Origin of the sequence: Streptacidiphilus anmyonensis, assembly GCF_000787855.1 — a bacterium.
Classification (GTDB): domain Bacteria; phylum Actinomycetota; class Actinomycetes; order Streptomycetales; family Streptomycetaceae; genus Streptacidiphilus; species Streptacidiphilus anmyonensis.
Window position 1 is genome coordinate 9,049 of record NZ_BBPQ01000027.1, and the last position, 22,122, is coordinate 31,170.

19 protein-coding genes and 4 pseudogenes are annotated in these 22,122 nt (G+C 70.0%); 12 read left to right on the top strand and 11 right to left on the bottom strand.

Features of this window, described 5'->3' with window-relative positions:
- Positions 1-97 precede the first annotated feature (97 nt).
- A complete protein-coding gene (locus TR50_RS22520; RefSeq protein WP_042424685.1) occupies positions 98-970 on the top strand; it encodes a universal stress protein in 873 nt (290 codons plus the stop codon).
- A gap of 34 nt (positions 971-1,004) precedes the next feature.
- On the opposite strand, the gene TR50_RS22525 is transcribed toward TR50_RS22520, so the two are convergent.
- On the bottom strand, positions 1,005-1,622 hold the full coding sequence (locus TR50_RS22525) for a CBS domain-containing protein (protein WP_042424688.1): 618 nt from the start codon (positions 1,620-1,622) through the stop codon (positions 1,005-1,007).
- Between the two features lie 258 nt (positions 1,623-1,880).
- Between TR50_RS22525 and TR50_RS22530 the strand changes: the two genes are divergently transcribed.
- The gene (locus TR50_RS22530; protein ID WP_042424691.1) at positions 1,881-2,624 is read left to right on the top strand and encodes a response regulator; all 744 of its coding nucleotides are present in this window, start codon (positions 1,881-1,883) and stop codon (positions 2,622-2,624) included.
- Positions 2,625-2,637: 13 nt separating this feature from the next.
- Here TR50_RS22530 and TR50_RS22535 read toward each other — a convergent pair whose 3' ends face one another.
- From TR50_RS22535 to TR50_RS44375, 5 genes are all read right to left on the bottom strand, one after another.
- Positions 2,638-3,186, bottom strand: coding sequence for a flavodoxin domain-containing protein (locus TR50_RS22535; RefSeq protein ID WP_042424694.1), 549 nt, complete (start codon positions 3,184-3,186; stop codon positions 2,638-2,640).
- A 37-nt stretch (positions 3,187-3,223) separates the two neighbouring features.
- Positions 3,224-3,952 (bottom strand): CBS domain-containing protein, encoded by a 729-nt coding sequence (locus TR50_RS42800; protein WP_052441226.1) that lies wholly within the window; start codon positions 3,950-3,952, stop codon positions 3,224-3,226.
- Positions 3,949-5,460 carry an MBL fold metallo-hydrolase RNA specificity domain-containing protein gene (locus TR50_RS22545; RefSeq protein WP_236654534.1) on the bottom strand — a complete coding sequence of 504 codons (1,512 nt, stop codon included), beginning with the start codon at positions 5,458-5,460 and terminating at the stop codon, positions 3,949-3,951. The genes TR50_RS42800 and TR50_RS22545 overlap by 4 nt, the downstream gene beginning before the upstream one ends.
- A gap of 134 nt (positions 5,461-5,594) precedes the next feature.
- On the bottom strand, positions 5,595-6,134 hold the full coding sequence (locus TR50_RS22550) for an Rv1733c family protein (protein ID WP_052441227.1): 540 nt from the start codon (positions 6,132-6,134) through the stop codon (positions 5,595-5,597).
- A gap of 664 nt (positions 6,135-6,798) precedes the next feature.
- Complete coding sequence (locus TR50_RS44375; RefSeq protein ID WP_236654535.1) at positions 6,799-7,611, bottom strand: recombinase family protein; 813 nt, start codon at positions 7,609-7,611, stop codon at positions 6,799-6,801.
- Positions 7,612-7,766: 155 nt separating this feature from the next.
- Between TR50_RS44375 and TR50_RS49020 the strand changes: the two are divergent.
- The 4 genes and pseudogenes from TR50_RS49020 to TR50_RS22570 form a co-directional block, all read left to right on the top strand.
- A pseudogene (locus TR50_RS49020) lies at positions 7,767-7,928 on the top strand (RNA polymerase sigma factor); the annotation flags it as partial.
- Positions 7,929-8,023: 95 nt separating this feature from the next.
- Positions 8,024-8,302 (top strand): RNA polymerase sigma factor, encoded by a 279-nt coding sequence (locus TR50_RS49025; protein WP_236654536.1) that lies wholly within the window; start codon positions 8,024-8,026, stop codon positions 8,300-8,302.
- A complete protein-coding gene (locus tag TR50_RS22565; protein WP_042424697.1) occupies positions 8,299-8,694 on the top strand; it encodes a hypothetical protein in 396 nt (131 codons plus the stop codon). The genes TR50_RS49025 and TR50_RS22565 overlap by 4 nt, the downstream gene beginning before the upstream one ends.
- Positions 8,688-8,951 (top strand): hypothetical protein, encoded by a 264-nt coding sequence (locus TR50_RS22570; RefSeq protein WP_042424699.1) that lies wholly within the window; start codon positions 8,688-8,690, stop codon positions 8,949-8,951. Before TR50_RS22565 ends, TR50_RS22570 begins: the two co-directional genes overlap by 7 nt.
- Positions 8,952-9,215: 264 nt before the next feature.
- Here the strand turns inward: TR50_RS22570 and TR50_RS22575 are convergent, their stop codons facing one another.
- Together TR50_RS22575 and TR50_RS22580 are read right to left on the bottom strand one after the other, a co-directional pair.
- Positions 9,216-10,016, bottom strand: coding sequence for an HAD family acid phosphatase (locus TR50_RS22575; RefSeq protein WP_174514849.1), 801 nt, complete (start codon positions 10,014-10,016; stop codon positions 9,216-9,218).
- Positions 10,017-10,359: 343 nt separating this feature from the next.
- A complete protein-coding gene (locus TR50_RS22580; protein WP_042424702.1) occupies positions 10,360-11,232 on the bottom strand; it encodes a sterol desaturase family protein in 873 nt (290 codons plus the stop codon).
- A 40-nt stretch (positions 11,233-11,272) separates the two neighbouring features.
- On the opposite strand from TR50_RS22580, the gene TR50_RS45715 reads away from it, so the two are divergent.
- The 3 genes from TR50_RS45715 (at position 11,273) to TR50_RS42815 (ending at position 14,804) form a co-directional block, all read left to right on the top strand.
- Positions 11,273-12,217 (top strand): helix-turn-helix transcriptional regulator, encoded by a 945-nt coding sequence (locus tag TR50_RS45715; protein WP_160311154.1) that lies wholly within the window; start codon positions 11,273-11,275, stop codon positions 12,215-12,217.
- A gap of 296 nt (positions 12,218-12,513) precedes the next feature.
- Entirely contained in the window at positions 12,514-13,179 is a 666-nt protein-coding gene (locus TR50_RS46880; protein WP_042424704.1) for a hypothetical protein, read from the top strand.
- Between the two features lie 473 nt (positions 13,180-13,652).
- Positions 13,653-14,804 carry a hypothetical protein gene (locus TR50_RS42815; RefSeq protein ID WP_052441229.1) on the top strand — a complete coding sequence of 384 codons (1,152 nt, stop codon included), beginning with the start codon at positions 13,653-13,655 and terminating at the stop codon, positions 14,802-14,804.
- Between the two features lie 88 nt (positions 14,805-14,892).
- Here the strand turns inward: TR50_RS42815 and TR50_RS44400 are convergent.
- A pseudogene (locus TR50_RS44400) lies at positions 14,893-15,066 on the bottom strand (winged helix-turn-helix transcriptional regulator); the annotation flags it as partial.
- Between the two features lie 170 nt (positions 15,067-15,236).
- On the opposite strand from TR50_RS44400, the gene TR50_RS50125 reads away from it, so the two are divergent.
- The 3 genes from TR50_RS50125 to TR50_RS22605 are packed head-to-tail and all read left to right on the top strand — an operon-like array spanning position 15,237 to position 20,123.
- Positions 15,237-15,740 (top strand): GNAT family N-acetyltransferase, encoded by a 504-nt coding sequence (locus TR50_RS50125; RefSeq protein ID WP_369405767.1) that lies wholly within the window; start codon positions 15,237-15,239, stop codon positions 15,738-15,740.
- Positions 15,741-15,787: 47 nt separating this feature from the next.
- Entirely contained in the window at positions 15,788-19,597 is a 3,810-nt protein-coding gene (locus TR50_RS22600; RefSeq protein WP_152648568.1) for an RHS repeat-associated core domain-containing protein, read from the top strand.
- A gap of 10 nt (positions 19,598-19,607) precedes the next feature.
- Positions 19,608-20,123, top strand: a complete 516-nt coding sequence (locus TR50_RS22605) for a hypothetical protein (RefSeq protein WP_042424707.1) — start codon at positions 19,608-19,610, stop codon at positions 20,121-20,123.
- A 174-nt stretch (positions 20,124-20,297) separates the two neighbouring features.
- Here the strand turns inward: TR50_RS22605 and TR50_RS22610 are convergent.
- Together TR50_RS22610 and TR50_RS22615 are read right to left on the bottom strand one after the other, a co-directional pair.
- Positions 20,298-21,170: pseudogene (locus TR50_RS22610) on the bottom strand (integrase core domain-containing protein).
- A 328-nt stretch (positions 21,171-21,498) separates the two neighbouring features.
- Positions 21,499-21,966 (bottom strand): annotated as a pseudogene (locus tag TR50_RS22615) (nucleotidyltransferase domain-containing protein); the annotation flags it as partial.
- Between the last annotated feature and the right edge of the window lie 156 nt (positions 21,967-22,122).

Below are 22,122 nucleotides of genomic sequence, written 5' to 3' on the forward strand. Positions count from 1 at the left end.
GGTCAGCCCTTCGAACGCGGCCCGAGCGATGACAGCCTGGAAGCGTCAGAGTCCGCGAGGCCTGGCAGCCCCGCCGACATCCGAGCAGGAGGCACTGATGAACAGTTCGCCGACCGAGGCCGTCGTGGTGGGCCTCGACACCTCCGAGAACTCCCGTGTCGCCCTGGAGTGGGCGGCCGACGAGGCCCGGCTGCGCGGCGCGGTGCTGCGGATCGGCCATGCCTGGAGCATGCAGGCCTACCGTCTGCCGGAGGCCTACAAGCACGACATGGCCGAGGACGCCCGCAAGGCTGCCTGGGCCTTCCTCGAGAGCGCCGCCGATGACATGCGCAAGCGCCACCCCGGCCTGCGGGTGGAGCTCGAACTGATCGACGAGGCGGCGGTTGAGGGCCTGCTGCGGATGGCGTCGGCGGACGCGAGTCTCCTGGTCACGGGCCGCCGCGGACTGAACCCCTTCCTGACCTTCCTGCTCGGATCGATCAGTTCGGGCGTCGCCGCGCACACGCCCGTGCCGGCCGTTCTGGTCCCGATCGAAGGCGCTCCCGACGAACGAGGTCCCGTCGTCGTCGGTGTCGCCCCGGGCGAGCCTGAGCCCGTCGAGTTCGCCTTCGCGGAGGCCGAGCGGCGCGGCGTCCCGCTGCGGGTGGTCCGCTCGTGGATGTATCCGCAGGCCTTCCCCGGGCACCTGGCGGTACCGCCGAAAGAGGAGGCCGGGCGGGACGCCCAGGAGACCGCCGAACTGGAGAAGTTGCTGCTCGCTGCACGGACCGCGCACCCGGGCGTCCAGGTGACCCTCCAGGTAGGCGCGGGACTGGCCGAGGAGGCCATCGTCAAGGCGTCTGCGGACGCCTGTCTCGTGGTCGTCGGCGCGCACCGAAGGCACACCCAGCACTTCAGCCTTCCGATCGGCCGGGTGCCGCACCGCGTCCTGCACCTCGCCCATGCACCCGTCGTCGTGGTCCCCCACTGACGGGACACGGATGGCCTTCAGATTCGGGTCAGCCTCAGGCCAAAGGCACCGGGTCCACCGCCACGTCGACGACGCCCGGGACGCCCTGCACCAGGCGGGTCAGCACGGAGGTACCCGGCACCTCGGGAATACGGCCGGAGAGGTGGACCCGCCCCTCGGCCACGGCGACGTCGATTCCGGCCGCGGTCTGCGGGTCGAGTGCGGCGAGCAGCTCGAAGCGGACGTGCCGGGCCACGTCGTCGTCGCCGCGCAGGAAGATCTTCAGCACGTCGGCGCGACTGACGATCCCGCGCAGGTGCCCGTCGGCGTCGACCACGGGTAGGCGCTTGACCTCGCGCAGCAGCATCGCCCTCGCCGCGCCGGCGAGGGCCGCCTCGGGGTGGACGGTCACCGCCGGACTGCTCATCAACCGGCCCGCTGTCAGGGCCGTGGTGTCTCCGGGGCCGTCCGGCAGTTCGGCGGCGAGCACGTCCGCCTCCGACACCACACCGATCACCCGGCCGTCACCCGCCAGAACCGGCAGGGCGCTGACGCGCCGGGCGTGCAGGGTCTCCACGACCTCGTCGACCGAGGCGTCGCGGCCCACGGCCGCGACCGCGTGGGTCATCACGTCGGCGACAGTGTCGCCGCTCCAGGGGGTCTGCCCGGCCATGACGACTACCTCCGGCCTCTTGCGCCAAGGTTCGTTCCCGCTGCCAGCTTCCTGGACCGCACGGCACCACTGTCACCCTCGATACACCTGCGGGCGTGAGCCAGGCGGGGCAGGGTCACCGGCCGGTCGGCCCTGCCTGGCTGCGCAGATCACGCGAGCGTGGGACCGTTCGGCCCTATCGGCAGTCCCGGCGCCGCGGGACAAGCCTGTCGATCTGCGTGCGCGGCCGCGCACTGCCTCAGGAACAGGGGAAGCGGGATGACTGGCGAGATGTCCGGCGAGCCGGCAGCTCGGACGATGCGGATCTTCCTGCTGGACGACCACGAGATGGTCCGCCGGGGGGTGCAGGACCTGCTCGATGCCGAGCCGGGTCTGGAGGTCGTCGGAGAGGCCGCGACCTGCGCGCAGGCCCTGGCCCGGATCCCGGCGCTGCGCCCCGACGTCGCGGTGCTCGACGTGCGCCTGCCCGACGGCGACGGCATCACCGTCTGCCGCGAACTGCGCTCCCAACTGCCCGAACTCGCCTGCCTGATGCTGACCTCCTTCGACGACGAGGACGCCCTGCTCGACGCCATCATGGCCGGGGCCTCCGGCTACGTCCTCAAGCAGATCAGCGGCACCGACCTCATCTCCGCCGTCCGCACCGTCGGGCGCGGCCAGTCCATGCTCGACCCCGGCGCGACGACCCGGCTCATGGCCCGCCTTCGCGGCCACTCGACGTCGCAGACGTCACAGCAGCCGGACGCGTTGGCCGAGCTGACGGACCGGGAACGCGACATCCTCGCCCTCATCGGCGAGGGACTGACCAACCGGGAGATCGGCCAACGCCTCTACCTCGCCGAGAAGACGGTCAAGAACCACATCTCCCGCATGCTCGCCAAGCTCGGCGTCGAGCGCCGTGTCCAGGCTGCCGTCATCGCATCGCAAGCCGCCGAGCACACGCACGCGACACAACACTCCAGGAACGGCGAAGGCGGCTCCGGACGGTTCGGCAGGCCCTGAACGCGGGGGCGCTTCACGCAGCCGGGTGGCGTCTCGGGAGCATGGACAGCTCTCCGGCTATCTGGTCGGCGTAGGCGTCGATCCGCGCGCGATCGCGGAAGTCGCCGCCGTGGCCGCCCTCGACCATGGCGTGGGCGAGCCATCCGCGTGAGTCCGGTGCCAGCCGCCCGCCGAAGGTCACGTGATCCCGGGCAAGAAGCCGGCGCGAGGCACGGTCGGCGCTGTGGGTGATCAGAATCTCCTCCGTGCTCGCCGAGTCGTCCAGCGGGCCGCTGCTGAACGTCCAGACCGGACGGTCGGCGAGGTCGTGGCGGTGTCGGCGGGCGAAGCGCGAGGCGGAGCGGAGCCAGCGGCCCTCGTAGAGCGCGGAGCCGACGACGACGGCGTCGTAGCCGGTCGGGTCGAGGTCGTCGGACACCTCGGCGACACTGACCTCGAAGGGCTCGGGCTGGTGGCGCAACCGCTCGGCAAGCCACTCGGCGATCTCCGCGGTCGCGCCGCCGCGACTCGCGTAGCCGACGAGGATGCGCCGTTCGGGGTGCGGGATGTCGGGGGCGCTCATGTGCGGGTTCTCCCTTCCAGGCTTGGGTGTTCGAGCTTCAGCAGGGGCGCGGCGAGTCGTCGATCTCCCAGCGCACGGTCTCTGCCAGGTCGACGAGACCCTCGACGGCGCGGACGTCCGCAAGCAGGCGCTCGGCCTGGCTGCGCAAAGACGTCCGGGCGTCGAGTTGGACGCGTCCCCGCTCGCAGGCGACATGGAGGGTCGCTGCCCTGACACCGCACTGGGGACGCAGCGCCACCGTGCGGACTTCGTCAGCGATCTCGGCGTCGGGGCGGTGCAGGGCCTCCAGCAGGTTGCTCAGCGTCACCAGGCCGACGATGCGGTGCTGCTCGTCCACGACCGGCAGCTGGTGGATGCGGTGGCGCAGCGCGAGCAGCGCCGCCTGGGCGGCCGTGTCGCAGGGTCGCACGGTGCAGACCGGATTGGTCATGAGCTCAGCCACGGTGACGGCCGCCGCCCGGCGGCGGATGTCACGGGTGAGATGGGTATCGAAGATCGAGGCTTCGGGCAGCACCGTGGCGGCGAGCTTGGCGAGAAGGTCCGGGGCGCAGACCATGACCATGGGCCTGCCCTGGCGGTCGACCACCGGCAGGTCGTCGTGGCCGGTCTCGCGGAGAGCGGCGAGCGCCGCCGCGAAGTCGGCATCCGGCTCGACCGCGATCACCTGGCTGGTCATCACGTCCTGGACGAGGCGGTGTCGCGGCAGCGAGCAGGGGTGGCTCGGCCGGGCCTGATCATCCGCACCCCGACGCACGGTGTCGGTCATCTCCGCTGCGCTCCTTCCATATTCTGTCGACTCACGGTGCGGCGGCAGGCCCTGCGCACCAGAACCCGCTCGCCGGAGCGCGGCACGACGGCGTTCCATCCGAGTTCGTGGTCGATCCGGTCCCGCAGCCGCGCGGATCCCTCGGGCTCGCCATGGACGAGGTACACCGTGTCGGGGGGTTCCGGGGCGCCCCGCAACCAGGCCAGGATCTCGTCGGTGTCCGCGTGGGCGGAGAATCCGGGGACGTTGACCACCTCACTGCGGACCGGGACGTAGGTGCCGAACATCTTCAGCGACTGGGTGCCCCCGATCAGTTCGCGGGCACGGGTGCCCTGCGCGGCGAAGCCGACGATCAGCACGGTGTTGCGCGGGTCCGGAAGCAGCCGACGCAGGTGGTGCACGACGCGTCCGCCCGTGGCCATGCCGGACGCGGAGACGATGACGCAGGGGACCCGGCTGTGCTGGATGGCGGCGGACTCCTCGGGGCTGCGCGCGGCGGTGAACGGCTCGGCGTCGAGAGCGGCCTCGCCGTCGGCGGTGAGTTCGGGCCGCAGCTGTGGCGAGTGCCGGTCGAAGGCGTCCTGGTAGATCCGCAGTCCGCGCAGGGCCATGGGGCTGTCCACGAAAACCGGTACGCCACTGGTCAGCACACCACTGCGGCGCAGCCGCGCCAGCTCGTACAGAACGACCTCGGTGCGGTCGACCGCGAAGGAGGGGATCAGCACGTTGCCGCCGCGTGCGAGGGTCCGGGTGACGGCTCCGGCGAAGATCTCACGCGACCGGGCGTCCTCGTGCTGCCGGTTGCCGTAGGTCGACTCCACCAGCAGGGCGTCGGCGCCGGAGAACGGCTCCGGAGGTAGCAGCAATGGGTGGACCGGGCGGCCGAGGTCGCCACTGAAGGCGACGGTGCCGCCGTCCTCCAGGGTCAGATGTGCCCAACTGGAGCCTAGGATGTGTCCTGCGTGGTGCAGACGCAGGACAGTGCCGGTCGTGACCTCGGTGTCCGCTCCGATCTCCACCGGGCGCAGGCGGGTGAGCACCTCCTCGGCGTCCTTCTCCGTGTAGAGGGGCTGGGCGGGGTGGTGCTTGGACCAGCCCCCGCGGTTGGCGTGGAGCGCCTCCTCCTCCATCAGATGGGCGCTGTCGCGCAGGATCAGCTCGGTGAGGCGTGCGGTGTCGGGAGTGCAGAACACCGGTCCCGAGAACCCCTCTCGCAGCAGGCGCGGCAGGTAGCCGGTGTGGTCCAGGTGGGCGTGTGTGATCACTACGGCCTGGACGTGGTGCGGATCGAGCGGCAACGGTCGCCAGTTGCGACGCCGCAGCTCCTTCTGGCCCTGGAAGAGACCGCAGTCGACGAGAACCCTGACGTGGTCGGTCTCGACCATGAACTTGCTGCCGGTGACGGTCCCGACCCCGCCGAGGAAAGTCAGCAGACCGGGTCGGGGGTTCGGTGACCGCTGCACGTCGCCGATGGACGCGGTGGAATTCGGGGAAAGGTCACTGCTCAAGGAGACCACCTGCTTCCCGGGCCTTGCGGGCCACGTCAAGAACTCGTCCCTGCCCTGCTCCGCTGCTCGCCCGGCCGGCGTGGACCGGGCCGGCCCCTCCCCCGGGGCTGACCGGCCCTCGGTCAGGGCGTCGCTCAGCCGCGGGACCAGCGGGGCTCGTACTCCAGCCACTCCTTCGCCCATACCTCCTGATCGCGGCGGTTCAGTCGCGAGCGCGCGACCGCTCCGGTAACCAGCAGCACCGCCTCCACCCCGACCATCACGAGCAGAGCCGAGAGGACGGCGGTTCCGACGAGGTTCGCCGTCGTGGCGGGCCCGGTGGACACGTTGCCCGTCGGGTCGAGCCAGATCCGCACCCGGTCCCCGACTCGCTCGGCGGGCGGCACTTCGACGCTGTCCTGGTGCGTCGAACCGTTCGCGGCAGTCCAACTCACGGGAGCCATATCAGCGCCCACACCGGCCGGGTACGGCTGGCCGATGACGCGGGCCTGCACGGGGCGCAGACCTCGCGCCACCTGCTGGGCGTGCGTGCGTCCCTGCTGGTAGAGCGACACTCCCAGCAGTGCGCACAGGACTGTGGCCGTGACCAGAGCAAGGACCTGGATCTCGAGCAGCGCGGAGCGCCACCGGTCGCTGGGCCGCCGCAGCACGCTGTGGTGGCGGGCACGTGCCATGGCCAGACGGGAACGTCTCGGGGCTCCGGCGGAGGAACGAGGATCGGCTGCAGGCGAGGCCATCGGGCTGCCCTCCTTCGGTGCATGCGATGTCCTACGCGCGGCTGATTTCACCGCTATCACCAAGGCTCACTGCTCGGGCCCGACCCGGGCAGGACCAGCCGTCCCCTCCGGGTCGGCCGAACGGCCCCATCACACGCTCAGGGCCTGCTTCAACACCATCGCCACCTTCAACATCGTGATCCCGATCGGCGCATGGAGGTCTTCAGGGCCATACGCTCGAGCCTGTGCCTGCCGATCCGCCCTCGCGCTCATCATCGGCACCGTCGAACTCCTCGGTCTGCTCGCCCAGCAACTCGACTGGCAGGGCCCTACTGGGACTGGGTCCAGAGCATCGACATACTCGGCTTCGTCATCGCCACCTGGATCACCGCCCTCCTGGTCTGGAGGTTCGACCGCATCGAAGAGAGGGGAACTCCAGCCCAAAATCCTCGGCAATGGAAGGCGAGCGACTGCCCGCCGCATCTAGGGGAAGTACCACGGGCTCAGCGACGGCACGAGGCTGAAGGCACCGGTCCGGGGTGCCCCGTGGGAGGCCCTCACCGATGGCACGAATGGCGCGTTCATGACCATCTACGCCAGAGCGCAGCTGCGCGGATTCCCATCACGTGGGAGGTGCCGTGCCGCCGCGAGGGTCAGCCGCTGATGCTGCGGACATCCCGAGAGGTGTTGGTCGGGATGTCGCCTGGCCACAAGCTGGGCCAGGCGACATCCCGACCGCTGCCGCCGTGAAACCAGGATGACGGAGCGGGGCTCGGCACCGAGCCTGCCACCACTCCACACGCAAATACGCCAGCCTCGCGAGTCGCTGATCAGCACGGCGACGAGCATCCCGGATGATCTCGGCGGCCACGGGGTCGATCTCGACGCGGTCCACCTTCCCGCCCGTGTAGAGCCGCACGTAGCGGTAGCCGTAGGACGTCTTGCCCCGCGGGCGACCATCGGCGCGGGACTTCAGCGCAGCGTCCCGGTTGCGCTTCTGGATGGCGCGCAGCTCCATCTGGGCGCCGAACGCCTCCATCGAGAAGCGCATCTCGTCGGTCGGGTCGTCCAGATCCCACGGACCGTCATGACCGTGGCTGACCATCAGCCGGCCGCTGTCCTTGATCATGTACCCGGTGTTCAGGACGTCACGCTGGTTCCGGCCGATCCGGTCTACGGCAGCCCCCGCGATCCCCGCGTACGGCCCGAGCTCGCCGCGCAGCCACGGCCCCAGCGCCGGGCGGGTCAGCGGGTCGGTCGCCCCGGATACCTCCCAGTCGTCCGCCCACGCGATGATGTGCCCGCCGATCGCCGCCACCGCGGCGACGACCTGATCGAGCTGCCGCTCGGGCGACGAGGTGGCGTCCGTCTTGCGGGACAGCCGCCGCACGCCCACCAGGCACTTCCCGCATCCGTCATACTCCGTGGTGATCACCGGCGTCATTGTGTCCTTCAAAGCCGTCCACGCCTCCCCGCACACGTGTGCGTATAAGGGAAGCTCCTCGGTGTCGGAGCCAAGTAGAGATGTAAGCAGTCACTCGTTCGTCGCAAGGAGCGTCCGTGCCCACGGAGCACCCGCCAGCCCCACCCGTGCGAGACCCGTCCGGGTTCGCCGAGTTCTACCGGCAGAACTTCGACGCGGTCCTCGGCTTCATCACCCGCCGCACAGACAGCGTCCACCTGACCGCGGACATCTTCCTGACCGCGCTGGAACAGGCCGACAACTACGACCCGCGGCGCGGCGCGCCCGCCGCCTGGCTGTACGGCATCGCCCGCAACACCCTGGCCTCGCACTTCCGCGGCAGCGCCCGGGAACGGCAAGCGTCTCCCGGATCGCCGGCCACCGCATGCTCGACGGCCAGGACGTCGCCGCGATCGAGGCACGCATCGACGCGGACCGCGCCGCCCGGCAGTTGGCCGGGCACCACGCCGCCCTGTCCGAGCCGCTGCGCGCCGTCCTTGACCTGGTGGCCGTCGACGGACTGACCACCCGAGAGGCAGCCCGCGCCCTCGGTATCAGCACCGCCACCGCCCGAATGCGCCTGCACCGGGCCCGCAAGGCCCTCAAGAGCGCCACCCCGCCCGCCGACCCGACCCGCAACGCCGTCCTGGAGGCCGCCTCGTGAACACCCCGACGGACACCCCCGTGAACTTCCGGCAGCGGCTCGGCGACGAACTCGCCGCCCGCGCCGCCACCCTGCCCAGCCTCACCCCGGCCCCGGCCCGGCCGCGTTACACCCGCCGCATCGCGGCCACCTCGCTCGGGCTGGCCGCCGCCGTCACCGCCGTCGTCCTGGGCACGCACGCCGACAGCCGGCCGACCGCACCCCAGGCGCTGCCGGCCACATCCCCGACCGCGGGCAGCCCCGCGCCCGCCTTCGGCGACGCCGGCTACGCGGTGACGGTCCGCCCCGACCACGTCGTCACCCTCAGGATCATCGGCACGAGGCTGACCGGCCTGCAGGCGGCCCTGCGGCGAGCGCCCTGCGGCGAGCGGGCCTGCCCGCCCTCGTGCTGACCCCCGCGGCCACCTGCCCCACCAAGGTCACCCCGGTCGACGGCAGCCACCTCGGCGCCGTGATGTCCCTGGACCCCAAGGACGGCCGCGTCGCGCTGCTCGACCCCGCAGCGATCCCGCACTGCGACATCCTCCTCGTCGTCGACGAGGCCCCACCGGGCGCGCGCCACAAGTCCGTCGGCAGCCTGGCCGTCATGCTCACCAAGCACACCCCGAACTGCTTCCCCACCTCACAGGTCGACATCGGCGAAGGCTGACCCCACGGTCCGGCGGGCGGCGCCCACCACCCGCCGGACGCCGCACCTCCGCGCCTCCGCCCGGCTCTGGGCCGACGCTCGCCGGTTCCGCACTCGCGTGATGCGCTCGGGGGGCTCGTGCGGGACGCCCACCCCGGCCTCGCGGCTGGGTTCGTTGCGCGACGCCGCCAGCGCCCTGTCGCGGTGGGCGCCCGGTGCGGGGCGCGAGGGCCTGAACGGGTGCCAGCGCCGCAGCCCCGCCGCGGCCTCCGCCGGTGGCGTGTCTCAGGGCAGGTAGTACATGGGGTTGGGGAGCTTGTACGTCTGCTCGGAGTAACCGCCGTTCAGGTCGCTGTACTGGTCGCCGAAGTTGGCGGTGATGACCCAGCCCTGGGATTCGAGGTGGGCGCGAGTGCCGGACTTGTACTGGGTCGTGGTGCAAGTCCAGGCCGGGGCGGCGCAGGTGCCCAGGTAGGACGGCGGGTTGGCGGTGTCCTTGAGGAAGAGGTGGCTGTCGTCCGCGTCGGGGAAGCCTTGGGATGCGAGCTGGCGGATGGTGTCGGCGCGCTGCGACTCGGGGCGACCGGTGATGTAGAAGACGGTGTAGCCCTTGGCCTGGGCCCAGTTGGCGAGGTTGTTCATTCCGAAGACGGCCGGGAAGTTCTTGGTCGCGATGTACTGGGCGTTGCTCGCCGGGCTGTAGACAAACGTGGTCTCGAGCTCGTAGTTGTACGTGGACAGGGCCGTGTCGTCGATGTCGAGGACGATGGCCCGCTTGCCGCTGCGGTCTCGTTGTATCTTCTGCGCCAGGTACTTCTCCGCCTTGGCCTCGATGCCCTGCACCTGGATGGCGTAGTTGCTGCTCGGCGAGGCCCAGTGCTCACCGTTGGCGTCCACGGTGTCGCCGTAGTACGCCTTGATCTCGCTGACCTCGTCGGTCATGTTGGTGATCTGCTTGTCGCTGGTGGGGACCTTGCTGCTGGCGAGGGCGAGGCTTCCGCCTCCGACCAGGGCTCCGGCTGCCACGCCGACCGCGAGGGTAGCGAGGGTGCGGGAGTGGGTCTTCAGGGTTCGTGCGCGTGCCAAGGTCGGCTCCTTTGCCGCAGACGTCGGTGATGGCGGATGCCCGGGTAGTTCTTACCGTCCGCACACCGCCGGTGTCTATGCGCGTTGATTCGTGCCGGGCCGGCGGTCCCACTGCAGAGGTCACACCACGGGCAGCGCACCGACCCGCACCGAAGGTCCGCTGCCGGCGGTGTCGGTGGCCCGGGGTAGCGTCCGACGCTGTGCGTGGCGCCCGCGGACGGACCACCACGCACAGCACCTCGAAACCCGGCGAGTTCATGGCTCGCGCCTGGTGGAGGCACCGGTTCGTCGAGCCATGAATCGCGCTCCAGCCGAGCACGGGACACGGCTTTGCAGCGATCGCTCAGGCGGTGGCACGCCGGAAGGGCCAGGCCAACGCGGCATGGAAGCGGCGCGGATCCGGGAAGGAGTCAGGGTTCTCCAAGCCGAATGCGCCCGGAATGCGGCGCGGCTCGTAGACGAAGGTGCCGAACATGATGTCCCAGATCGCGACCACCGAGCCGTAGTTGCCCCGCTCGTGCGCCGCGTGGTGATAGCGGTGAGTCTCGGTGCCGATGAGCACGTAGTTGAGCTTGCCGACGCGCAGGTCGCTGTTCACGTGGCTGACCGTCTGCTGCAGGCCGAGAACCGAGATCGCGATGAAGGCCGCATCAGGCGAGATCCCGCTGGATTTGAAGACGATCAGCGAGATCACGAAACGGGACACCAGCAGATCGAACGGGTGGAACACCTGGTGCATCATGACGTAGAGCTGGGACGGCGCGTGGTGCAGGCCGTGGACACGCCAGAGCCGGGAGATCGTGTGGGCGGCGCGATGGTAGCCGTACCAGAGCAGGTCCAGGGCGACCAGAGCGAACACCGCCTGGGCGGGCAGGGGCGTCCGGGCGAGGGGGCCGAAGCCGTTCTGGGGCATCGTCGACGCCGCGACCAAGGACACACCGGCAGTGGCCAACTGCTCGACGACGACGGCCAGTCCGATGAACGGCAGGTCGCGGCCGAGGAAGCTGGCCCGGGTCATGGACCAGCGGTCGTGAAGGGGGTTGACGCGCTCGACGGTGAACACGGTGACGATGGTCACCGCGGTCAGCACGCCGATGACGGCGTTGCGGTCCAGATTCCATCGCACGGCGGACCACAGGGCGGCGGCCGTGACGAACGCGAGCGCGGGATAGGTACCGTAGGTGAGCAGCGGCCTTGCCGGCCTGTCGAGTTCCATGCCGCAATCCTCGATTCCGGAGGAGGAGGGACACCGCTCCGTGGACGCAACCCACTTGTCTGCACCCGCAGATCCCGTCGCCGGCCACCTCGCCCGGTTCGCCGCGACCCACGGCGCGCCGGTGTCGCCCCCGGAGGCGACGTGGGAGGCGCTTCGCGCCGCCGGTCTGGATCGGCCCGGTCTGGCGTTCGCGGCGTGGGCCGAGATCACCGTTCTCGGCGGCCTGGTCGGTCCGATCGCCATCAACAGCCCCGACATCGGCTCGTTGCTCGACGACCTCGAACGCTTCCATCCGATGTTCGGCCGGGAACAGATCCTCCTGGCGCGGCGGCCACACGCAGTGTCACTCTCCTTGCGCGCGCCCAATGGCCTTCCTGCGGACCCCGACACGGTCGAGGCGTGCTTCGCGCTGTTGTGCCGGATCGTCCGCTCCATCGCCGGCGATGAGGCCGGGCCGTCCCGCGTGGCGCTGCGCCGAGCCCGGCCGGGCGACATCAGCGACTACGAGAGGGCCTTCGGCCGACAGATCGCGTTCGGCCAGCCCGCCGATGTTTGCGTCTTCCCGACCGAGTCGTTGCGCACCCCCCTCCCGGACGCCGACGCCGTTGTGCGCTCCATGCTTCGCCCCTACGCCGAACGCCGCATCGCCCACCAGCAGGTGCCTTGGGCGACGGCCGTCGCCGATCTGCTCCGAGATGCACCGCAGCCCAGCCTCGGGAAGGTTGCCCGCGCCCTGGCTGTCAGCCCCCGCACCCTCCAGGCCAGGCTCACGCAGGAAGGCACATCGTTCGCCGCCCTGGCCGACGGCCTCCGGCGGGAGCGCGCAGTGACGCTTCTGTCCCAGCCAGACCTGGCGGTCACCGCGATCGCGGCTCGGCTCGGCTTCTCGACGCCCTCAGCGCTCACCCGGGCGTTCCGGCGGTGGACGGGCATGGCGCCATCGGACTATCGGCGCGAGGCAGGGGTCGTCGATCCCCGAGGCTGACGCCGGTCCTTGCGGTGTGCGGTGGCCGTGACGACGCTTGATCACCATGCCCCTCGCTCCCCGGTCGGGCCGCGCACTCTGCGCCTGCCGATACCTCATCCATGCGGTTCAGGCGGCATGTCGGTGCCTTCGTGGACGACTCCACCGAGGCGATCCCTCCGACGTATCGTGACACCTCTCCCGCTCCCCTCCTGGGACCTGTCTGACAAATGATCACCTGGCTGGTTCGCTGGCCACAGGTCTGGTGAAGCAAGGACCCGCCCGATCTGATCGGTGCAGCCCCGTAGCCTGGCCCGATGGAACTGCTCGGGGACGATCTCGACCCTGTCCGTTGGGCGCAGCTCTGCTGCGGTCCCGACCACTGCCCCGGCGGCGGGGTCGACATACCGGACGTGCTGCGGGGGCTGGCCGCCGCGGAGGAGTACCCGGAGGCCCGCCAGTGGGGCGACCGCCTGTTCGACCTGGTCTTCCACGGCCACTCAGGCAGCTACCTGCTCCCGGCCGCGCCGGTCGTGCCGATCCTGGTGCGGCTCAGCTCCTCGGAACGGGCCGGGGTGCAGGCGGTGGCTCTGGGGCTCCTGGTGTACCTGGGCACCGGCGAGACGTCGTGGGCGGACGGCTGCCCGGCGAGCGAGGACCTCGAACAGCGTGTCTCAGCCGCAGTCCAGGCAGGCATGCCCACGTACTACACGCAACTGCAGGCGCACGATCCAAGGGTGCGCGCGGCGGCGTTCGTCCTGGTCACCGTCCTGGAGCACGCGGGCCTTCTAAGGCTCACCGGTAGCGCCCGAACGGCGGTGGCGACGGGGCCACCGATCGCCTCGGAGCGCTACCGACGCACAGTGGAGTGGCTCCACGAGCGTGACTGGGACCCGCTTGTCCGGCGGCATCTGGGACTGGCGCAGGTAGATCCGCTGTTCGGCCATGGTGATGCGTACTACGGGATCGAGTTCGAGTACTGAGGTCAGCCCAATCATTGATCTTGCGGTGGGTCGAGGTGAGCTGCCGGGCGCGGCGTGGGAGCGGACGGGGCCCCTGCTGCCCCGAGAGGATGGCCTCACCCGTGAACAGTTCGCGGGCCTCTGACGGGCCGTGCGGGGCCACGCGGGGCTGATGCTCCGAACGGCCCTGGATTCGATGCGCGCGGTGCGGCGCTCCCGTGTCCGTCGGCCCGGTCAGGACAGGTCCGCGGGCGAGGCCTGTGGCCATTCGGCGGTCGCACCTAGGGGTGGGGATGGGCCGGATCAGGGCAGGCCGGGCATTGGGCCTGGGAAGGGATCCACCACGTCGGCACAGCAGCTGACGCCTTATCGGCTCTCGCCGTTCTCAAGCCGTGAATGGCCCGAATGTGTGCCTTCCCAGGTGTGCGCACCCTCGCAGGTTCCAACGCGTACACGGCGCCACTCGCTGCCCGAATCTGAAGGAGTCCTCAGGAATGCCCAGCAGAACCACCCTCCGGGCCGCCTCGCTCTGTGCCGTGACGGTCGTCGCGGTCGCCCCGGCTGTCGCGCACGCCCGCTCCGTCGACGCGGTCCGCCTGCCCTCCGTGGTCAGGATCAGCCAGACGTTCAGCTACACGGGGCAACCGGCCTCCCTCGACGTCCCGCGCGGAGCCGTGGTGACCATCACCGCCGATGGCGCAGGCGGCGCCGACAACACCGGGACCGCGTGCCAGGGCGGGCTCATCGGCACGGCCGGCACCGGGGCCCAGGTGGTCGCCACGCTGCCGCCGATGGGGAGCGACACGACGCTCACCGTCGACGTCGGCGGCACTGGCGGCAAGGCCTGCAGCAGCTCCGGCGGCGGGGGCTTCAACGGAGGCGGGACAGGCGGGGCTGCGGCCCAAACGTTCTTCAACGGGTCCGGCGGAGGCGGAGGCTCCAGCGTCGCCACCCCGAGCCGGCTCCTCGTCGTGGCCGGCGGTGGCGGCGGCGCGGGGGGCAGCGGGAGCCGCCTCGTCCCCGGCGGGAACGGCGGGAACGGCGGCGCGGTGAACGCGTCCAACGGCACTGACGGAAAATCGGCGGGTGCGAATGCCGTGCCCGGCCAGGGCGGCGGTGGGGGCACCAGCACGGTCGGCGGGGCCGGCGGAACCTCAGGGGCCGTGGCGGGCTGCACCACCAGCAACGGGCTCAACGGCGCGACCCACGCGGGCCCGGCGGTGGGCGTCGGCGGCGCCGGAGGAGCGGCCACGACGGGGTGCGGGACGGCAGGCGGCGGCGGTGGCGGCGGTGGCGGTTTCACCGGCGGTGGGGGCGGCGGAGCCGGTGCCACCACGTCCGTCGCGCCGGTCATCGCCGCCGGTGGCGGTGGTGGCGGCGGTGCGAGCTTCGCCACCCTGGCGGCCACCCGGGCGACGTTCGCCAGCTCGGCGGTCGGCACCCCGAACAACAACGGGCAGGTCACCGTCTCGTACGTCCTAGAGGTCCCGGCGCCCCCCGCCGGCGAGCCGAAGCCCCCCTCGATCGCCGTCACCAACATCAACACGAACATCAACAGCAACCGGAACAGCAACGGCGGCAAGCACACGCCCAAGAAGGGGAGGCACGAGAAGCCCCGACCTGGCAAGCCTCACGCATCCTCCTGACGGGTGTCGCCCGACTCCGGCGACTCCACCCCTGCGCGACCGGACACAGCCAACAGCGCGACGCCCCCCGACGCAGGGGGGCAGCTCGTTACGCGTGCGGTGACGCCTGCTGGCTGTCGTGGCGCTCCTGGGCGGCGAGGAGCTCGTCTCCGTACCGGCCGAACCACCGGATGAGCTCGGTCAGCGGCCCGGCCAGGCTGACACCGAGTTCCGCCAGGCTGTAGGCGACCTGGGGCGGGTTGGTCGGCCCGACATTGCGGTCGACGAGCCCGGCCCGGGCACGAGCAGACCGTCGTCGTCCCTCTCACCGAGGCCGCGACGCAGATCGTCCCCAGCCTCGCCGCCTCCCCCACCGCGCGGCTGACCGAGCTCACCATCGAGACCTTCGGGCCGTTCCACGAGAGCTCCTTCCGCTCCCCGGTCGGAGAGGTCATCTTCACCCGGCAGCACGGCCAGTGGCGTGAGCACTACCGCAACCTCCTCGCCACGCTGCACGCCCCGGAGCGCAACAAGCACGTCGCCGTCGCGGACCTCGACGAAGTGATCGCGGGCTACACGGGCTGGGAGATCGACCCTGCCCGCGAAAAGGCGACTGGCAGCATTCTCGCCGTCGACGCACACCACCGTCGCGACCACCTGGGCGCCGAGCTGGGCGAGCACGCGTTCAGCCACATGCGGGCATTCGGCACCCACAGGTCGCCACGGCGTATGTCCAGTTGGGTGATCTGCCCAGGATCGAGCAGTGGGGCACCGCGCGTAGCGGTGCCCCTTGGTTCATGGCTTGGTGGGTCCGGCGAGCATGGTGATGCTGCTCGAAGTCGCGTGGTGCGCGGCGCAGGTGGCTTTCGTTCCAGGTCAGAGTTCGGTCCAGGAGTTCCTGAATGTCGTAGGACGCGTCGGTGTTCACGTCGTAGCCCGCATCGGTGGTCGCGTTGATAGCGTGTTCCTGAAGATCACTGGGGATCGGCGGTACGGGGGCCGGCGTGGGTCAGATAGCCAGGGCAGTCAAGGATGCGGCGGAGAAGGCCGGGAAGGGCCTGGCGAAGGACTTCGCCGATGCCTACCACGGGATCCTGAAGGACACCGAAAAGGGTGCGACGAAGGTAGCGGAGAACGCCGCCGAGAACGAAGCAAAGACAGTCGAGGGCCTGGCGAAGTCCGCGGAGCACGACGCGCATGCGCCTCACGTCGAGGATCCGCATGCCGGTGGGGGTGGCGGGCTCGGCCACCCCGGCGAGGGCGGGGAGGGCGGAGGCTCAGGACGCGAGCAGGTGGCCGATCCGCACGAGGCGGGGCGTGGGGATGATGCGGTCTGTGGCGGTGGTGAGCCGGTGGACATGGCCACGGGGCGGATGTTCATCGACCAGACCGACGTGCTGCTGCCGGGTTCGCTGCCGCTGAGGTTCACCCGCTGCTTCGAGTCGGGCTATGGTGCGGGTCGGTGGATGGGCCGGCGCTGGGTGTGCACGTTCGACGAGCGCCTGGAGATCGACGGCCTGGGCGTGGTGCATCTCGGTGCGGACCGAGTGAGCCAGGCCTATCCGCACCCTGAGCCGGGCACCGTGGTGCAGGCGAGCGCCGGACGCAGGCTCGATCTGGGGACCGACTCCCGGGGCCGCGTCTACACCCTGACCGACCGACAGCAGGGCCTGATTCGCGAGTTCACTGTCCAGCCGGACGGGCGCATCGCCCTGCTGACGCGTGTGTCCGACCGCTCCGGCCGCTCGTACGCGCTGGAGTACGACCGCGACGGCACCCCACTCGGCATCGACCACAGCGGCGGGTACAGCCTGCGGGTGGCGGTCGCCGACGGGCGGATCACCGAATTGTGGCTGGCAGGTGGTGCGCCGGACGGCGGAGACCAGTTGCTGCTGCGGTACGGCTACACCGGCGGCCATCTGACGCAGGTGTGGAACTCGTCGGGGCTCCCGATGGTGTTCGCCAACGACGCCGCGGGCCGGATCACCTCCTGGACGGACCGCAACGGCAGCCACTACCGCTACCTCTACGACGAGCGCGGCCGCGTCGTGGACGAGGGCGGCGCGGACGGCAGCCTGCGCTTCCAGTTCCGCTACGGCGAGCCCGACCCCGAGACCGGCCTGCGGGTGAACACCGAGACCAACGCCCTCGGTCACACCACGCAGTACCACGTCAACGCCCGCTCGCAGATCGTGGCCGAGGTAGATCCGCTGGGAAACACCACCCACTACGAACGCGACGAGTTCCACCGGCTACTGACCGTCACCGACCCTCTGGGCCGGACCACCCGCTTTGCGTACGACGAGTCCGGCGACCTGATCACGGTGACCCGTCCGGACGGTGCCCAGGCCACCGCCGCGTACGACGACGCGCTGAGCCTGCCGCTGGTCGTCGGCGAGCCTGACGGCACCGTGTGGCACCAGAGCTACGACGCGGCCGGTCGGCGCATCTCGCTGACCGACCCGATGGGCGCGATCACCCGCTTCCACTACGACGAGCGCGGTCACCTGGCCTCGGTCACGGACGTGCTGGGCACGACCCTGCGGGTCGAGTGCGACGCCGCTGGACTCCCGATCCGCACCACCGACCCGAACGGTGCAACCGTCGGCGTCGAACGCGACGCGTTCGGACGCCCGGTCGCGGTCACCGACCAGCTCGGCGCAATCACGCGCATGTCCTGGACAGCGGAGGGCCTCCCGGCCGTCCGCACCTCCCCGGACGGATCCTGCGACTTCTGGAAATGGGACGGCGAAGGCAATCTGCTCTCCCATACCGACAAGTCGGGGCAGACCACCACGTTCGAGTACACCCACTTCGAAACCCTGGCCTCCCGGACCACCCCGGACGGCGCGAGTCTCACATTCAGGCACGACGCGCACATGCAACTGACCGCTGTCACCGACCCCCTGGGGCGCACCTGGGGCTACGACTACGACCCGGCGGGACGAGTCGTCGGCGAACGCGACTTCCACGGGCGCGCCCGAAGCTACGAGTTGGACGCCGCCGGGCAGATGACCGCTCTGACCGACTCGCTCGGCATCCGCACCACCTTCGCTTACGATGCCCTCGGCCGCATGGTCTCCAAGGATGCTGACGGACGTCGGACCACCTACGCCTACGACGCGGCCGGCCACCTCGTGCGGGCAGCCAATCCTGACGCCGAACTGATGCGCACCTACGATCCTTTGGGCCACCTGCTCGCCGAGACAGTCAACGGCCGCACGCTCACACACACACGCGACGCGCTCGGCCGCCGCACCCGGCGCACCACTCCGGCTGGACACGTCACCACCTGGGGCTACGACCCTTCCGGTCGCGCAGTCACCATGGCCACCACCGGGGGCACCCTCGAGTTCGTCCATGATGCGGCTGGGCGCGAACGCAGCCGCACCGTCACCGCTCGAACACCGTCAGCGTCGCCGGCTACGCCAGCCGCTTCGGCGGCGTCGGCCACGTCCCAGTCGCTGCCGCACCAGCCGCTGGCCATAACCCGCGACTGGGACTCACTGCACCGTCTGACCGGGGAGACCGTCCACGCCGGCGAGTCCGTCCTGCAGCGCCGCGCCTACCGCTACCAACCGGACGGCAACCTGGCCGGCCTGGACGACCTGCTCAGCGGCGCACGCAGCTTCGATCTCGACCCCGCCGGTCGGGTCACTGCCGTGAGCGCCGTCGACTGGACCGAGACCTACACCTACGACCCGGCCGGCAACCTGACGGATGCACACTGGCCCGCGCTCACCGGCGCCTCGCAGCCGGCCCAAGGTGCACGCGGCTACAGCGGCACCGAACTGGTGACAGCGGGGAAGGCACGGTACGAGTACGACGCCGCAGGTCGAATGACTCTGCGTCAGGTCACCCGACTCTCGCGCAAACCGGACACTTGGCGGTTCGCCTGGGATGCCGAGGACCGACTCACCCATATCACCACCCCGGACGGTGCCCGCTGGCGCTACGCCTACGACCCGCTGGGGCGCCGCATTTCGAAGTCCCGGCTGGCGGAGGACAACCAGTCCGTCCTCGAGCGCACGGACTTCACTTGGGATGGTCCGCTGCTTGCCGAGCAGACGGCCACATCGCCCCACCTCCCCGGCCCGCACACGCTGAGCTGGGACCACCAGGGACTGCATCCGCTCGCCCAGACCGAGACCATCACCGCTCAGGACCAGATCGACCGCCGTTTCTTCGCCATCGTCACCGACCTCGTCGGCACCCCGACAGAACTGATCGATCCGCAGACCTCCACCATCGCCTGGCGCGCCGCCAGCACTCTGTGGGGCTCCACGACCTGGACCGCCGACTGCACGACTTACACCCCACTGCGTTTCCCAGGCCAGTACTTCGATCCGGAGACCCGGCTTCACTACAACCTCCACCGCTACTACGACCCCGAGACCGCCCGCTACGCGACCCCTGACCCTCTCGGTCTTCTTCCCGGTCCCAACCCCGACGCCTACGTCACGAACCCACACACGTGGTCCGACCCCTACGGGCTCTCTCCCCACCCGAACATCACCGCCGGCAACAACTTCAAGGCGCACTACCTGAAACACCGGAGCCTGCTGGAGAAGGTGCTCGGCAAGAATTACCCGAAGTGGAAGGAGGACGAAGGAGCGACCTTCAGGAAGGACCTGGAGGACATGATCAGTTCCGGTAGGCTCAACTCCGAGGGCCTGGGCACCTTCAAGGTAGGGCATCCGGCCGCACAGGTGTTCCGCGGTGAGGGGTTGACGCTGTTGCTCAGGCAGGATGGCGAGTTCTGGACACTCCTGGAGTCCGGGGCAGGCATGGACACAGGAATCCAGATGCTGTGAGGAGAACCCGATGACTTCGCTGGATCAACTGTTCGCGGCCCTGTCGTCCGTCCGAGTCTGGGATGTCCAGGTCCCTGGTTTCATCGACCGCGACCGCCCGCATCCGCGATTCACGCCCCTGTCCGAATCGGTCTACCTCGCCCTCGAAGACGGCTACCTGCGGCTCGACTCGGTGGCCAACTACAGTCAGTTGGCCATGCGATTGGTGTCGGACGTGGAGGTGCCTGAAGCCCTGGAGGGTGAAGACGAGGAATTCTCGGTCGGCTCGTTCAGTGAGCCCTTCCTCGCCGACGCATACGACTCGTTCCGGATCACTCGCATCCGGTGGGCGGTCGATGCCGACTCCGATCCCTCCGCGGGTGTCGTGCGCTGCGCAGAGTTCGAGTTCGAGAAGAACTGGCCCCTGTGTGTCGATCCGGCATGGCAGTTCGGGATCAGATTGCAGGGAGTCGGCGCATTCGATCGGTGTCTTGGCGAGATGCGGGAGAGTTCGCTCGGCATCCAGGTTTTCGCTTGGGCCCCGTAACTGGGTCAAGGGGTCGCACGTTCGAATCCCGTCGCCCTCCCAACATGTGAAGACGAAACTCGGTCGGATCGGGAAGTGGGGAGGTGTCAACTCGGTCCCTCCCACCGTGATCTGGGCAGCCCGTCAGCGCAGGAGCCGCCAACGGTGCGGGTGCCGATCGTTCATCCGGCCTGGTCAGCTGGCACGATGGTACTCGCGCAGTGTCCCCCCGAGTCGGTCTCGTCGGCGAACCGGCAGACGTCGGATTCGGGCCGGCACGATGACCGGCCCGGGAAGCGGTCGCAGCGGAGCGGCTTGGCCCTGGCTCCGGTGCGGCCGGTGCTGGTTGTAGAACGTCTCGACTCCCGGAGCACGTGCCGGAGGTGGCACTGGTTCCAGATCAGCGTGCGGTCCAGCAGTTCGCGTCGGCAAGTCTGGATCCAGCGCGCCATGATCGAGTTCATGCGGGGCACTCGAATGCCCGTGATCACGACTTGCAGCCCGGCATCCGCCAGCAGTGCGTCGAACGCCGCGGTGAACTTCGAGTCGCGATCGCGGATCAGGAACCGCGCTTTGCTGCCCGCGTCCTCACGGTCCATGACGAGGTTGCGTCCGAGCTGCACGATCCAGTCCGCGGTCGGATGCGCGGTCGCGCCCATGACCCGGACGCGCCGGCTCGCGTGCTCGATGACCGCAAAGACGTACAGGCGCGCCCCAGTCAGGGTGCGGACCTCGAAGAGGTCGCAGGCGAGCAGCGCCTCGGCCTGGCTTCGCAGGAAATCGGCCCAGGCGGTGCGGTTGCGTTCCTGGGCGGGCGGGATGCCGTGCTCCTTGGGGAACTCCCATACCGTGGACGCTGCAACCTTGATCCCCAGTGCCGCGAGTTCCCCGTGGATCTGCCGGGTAGCCCCACGACGGATTCTCCTGGGCCAGGCGCAGGACAAGAGCCCGGATCGAGCGGAAGGTCGATGGTCGCCCGCGCCGCTTCGGCACACACGTCGCCGCGTGACGGCGTCGAAGGAGATCTCGATGCCAGCGCAGGATCGTGTCCAGGCGGACCAGCAGCAGGAGTCGGCGGAGCCTCTCCCCCGGCAGGTGCTGGAGCAGCCCGGCCAGAACCGCACGGTCGACATCGGTGAACACGGGTAGACCGACCTGACGCTGAAGTACCAGCAACTCATGCCGCAGGACCAGTATCTCCACCTCCTGCTCCCGCTCACTGGCCGACAGCAACCGCAGCACAGCAAGGGCGTTCGTGGCAGCAAGGTAGGTCAGGCGCAGTAGCACAAGAGACCATCCTGCCGCCCTCCCCCGCCGCCGGGACAGCCAACCAGGAAACGACCGGAGCCCAGCGATCACGGCCTTGACCTGGCCGGATGATTTCTCGGCACCCGCACTGTCGCAGCTGCGCCATGTCGTGAGGGTCGCGATCGGCCGGTTCGTAACCTTGGTGGAAGTAGACCTGCTGATCGGCCGACAGGCAGGGGCCGGCAGTCCCCTGGATCTTTCCCATGACAAAGCACGAGGCGGGATAGGTAAACGGGTGCTCGGCGTCGGTCGACGCCTGAACTGCGGACCCGTCCGAAGCAGCGAAGACCAGCGGGTGCAGATCGATCTCTCGACCACCTGGATCGGTGACCACGAACCGCACCGGTCGCCAATCCAGGGTCTCGGCGAAGCCAGCCCGCGAGAGGGTCGCGACCACCTCCAGTTCCTGGTCGCTCGGGTGCACCAGGTCCAGGTCCCGGCGCTGACGGGTCTGCTCACAGACGAGGGCGTCGATGCCCCAGCCACCACCGATCCAGATGTCCACTTCCGCCCGCCGCAGCACGGCGAGGATGGCCAGTACGTCGTCTGCAGTCATCACTCGCGGACGCTTACGCTGATCACGCGGGTGGGCGAGCGGATTTACTCCCGTGACAACGCCACTTCAACCCGCCCAGCACGTTCGAAGATGGCGAACCGCGCCGCCCAGGTGTACGGACTTGTACGGAAAACGTGCCTTGCCTCGGCTGCCGCG

What these genes read in the sequence shown, in the direction of transcription:
- TR50_RS22520 (WP_042424685.1), top strand. Translation starts at nt 98, where the DNA reads ATGAACAGTTCGCCGACCGAGGCCGTCGTGGTGGGCCTCGACACCTCC.
- TR50_RS42800 (WP_052441226.1), bottom strand. Translation starts at nt 3,952, where the DNA reads ATGACCGACACCGTGCGTCGGGGTGCGGATGATCAGGCCCGGCCGAGC.
- TR50_RS22535 (WP_042424694.1), bottom strand. Translation starts at nt 3,186, where the DNA reads ATGAGCGCCCCCGACATCCCGCACCCCGAACGGCGCATCCTCGTCGGC.
- TR50_RS46880 (WP_042424704.1), top strand. Translation starts at nt 12,514, where the DNA reads ATGGAACTGCTCGGGGACGATCTCGACCCTGTCCGTTGGGCGCAGCTC.
- TR50_RS22605 (WP_042424707.1), top strand. Translation starts at nt 19,608, where the DNA reads ATGACTTCGCTGGATCAACTGTTCGCGGCCCTGTCGTCCGTCCGAGTC.
- TR50_RS22550 (WP_052441227.1), bottom strand. Translation starts at nt 6,134, where the DNA reads ATGGCACGTGCCCGCCACCACAGCGTGCTGCGGCGGCCCAGCGACCGG.
- TR50_RS22525 (WP_042424688.1), bottom strand. Translation starts at nt 1,622, where the DNA reads ATGGCCGGGCAGACCCCCTGGAGCGGCGACACTGTCGCCGACGTGATG.
- TR50_RS49025 (WP_236654536.1), top strand. Translation starts at nt 8,024, where the DNA reads ATGCTCGACGGCCAGGACGTCGCCGCGATCGAGGCACGCATCGACGCG.
- TR50_RS42815 (WP_052441229.1), top strand. Translation starts at nt 13,653, where the DNA reads ATGCCCAGCAGAACCACCCTCCGGGCCGCCTCGCTCTGTGCCGTGACG.
- TR50_RS22580 (WP_042424702.1), bottom strand. Translation starts at nt 11,232, where the DNA reads ATGGAACTCGACAGGCCGGCAAGGCCGCTGCTCACCTACGGTACCTAT.
- TR50_RS22530 (WP_042424691.1), top strand. Translation starts at nt 1,881, where the DNA reads ATGACTGGCGAGATGTCCGGCGAGCCGGCAGCTCGGACGATGCGGATC.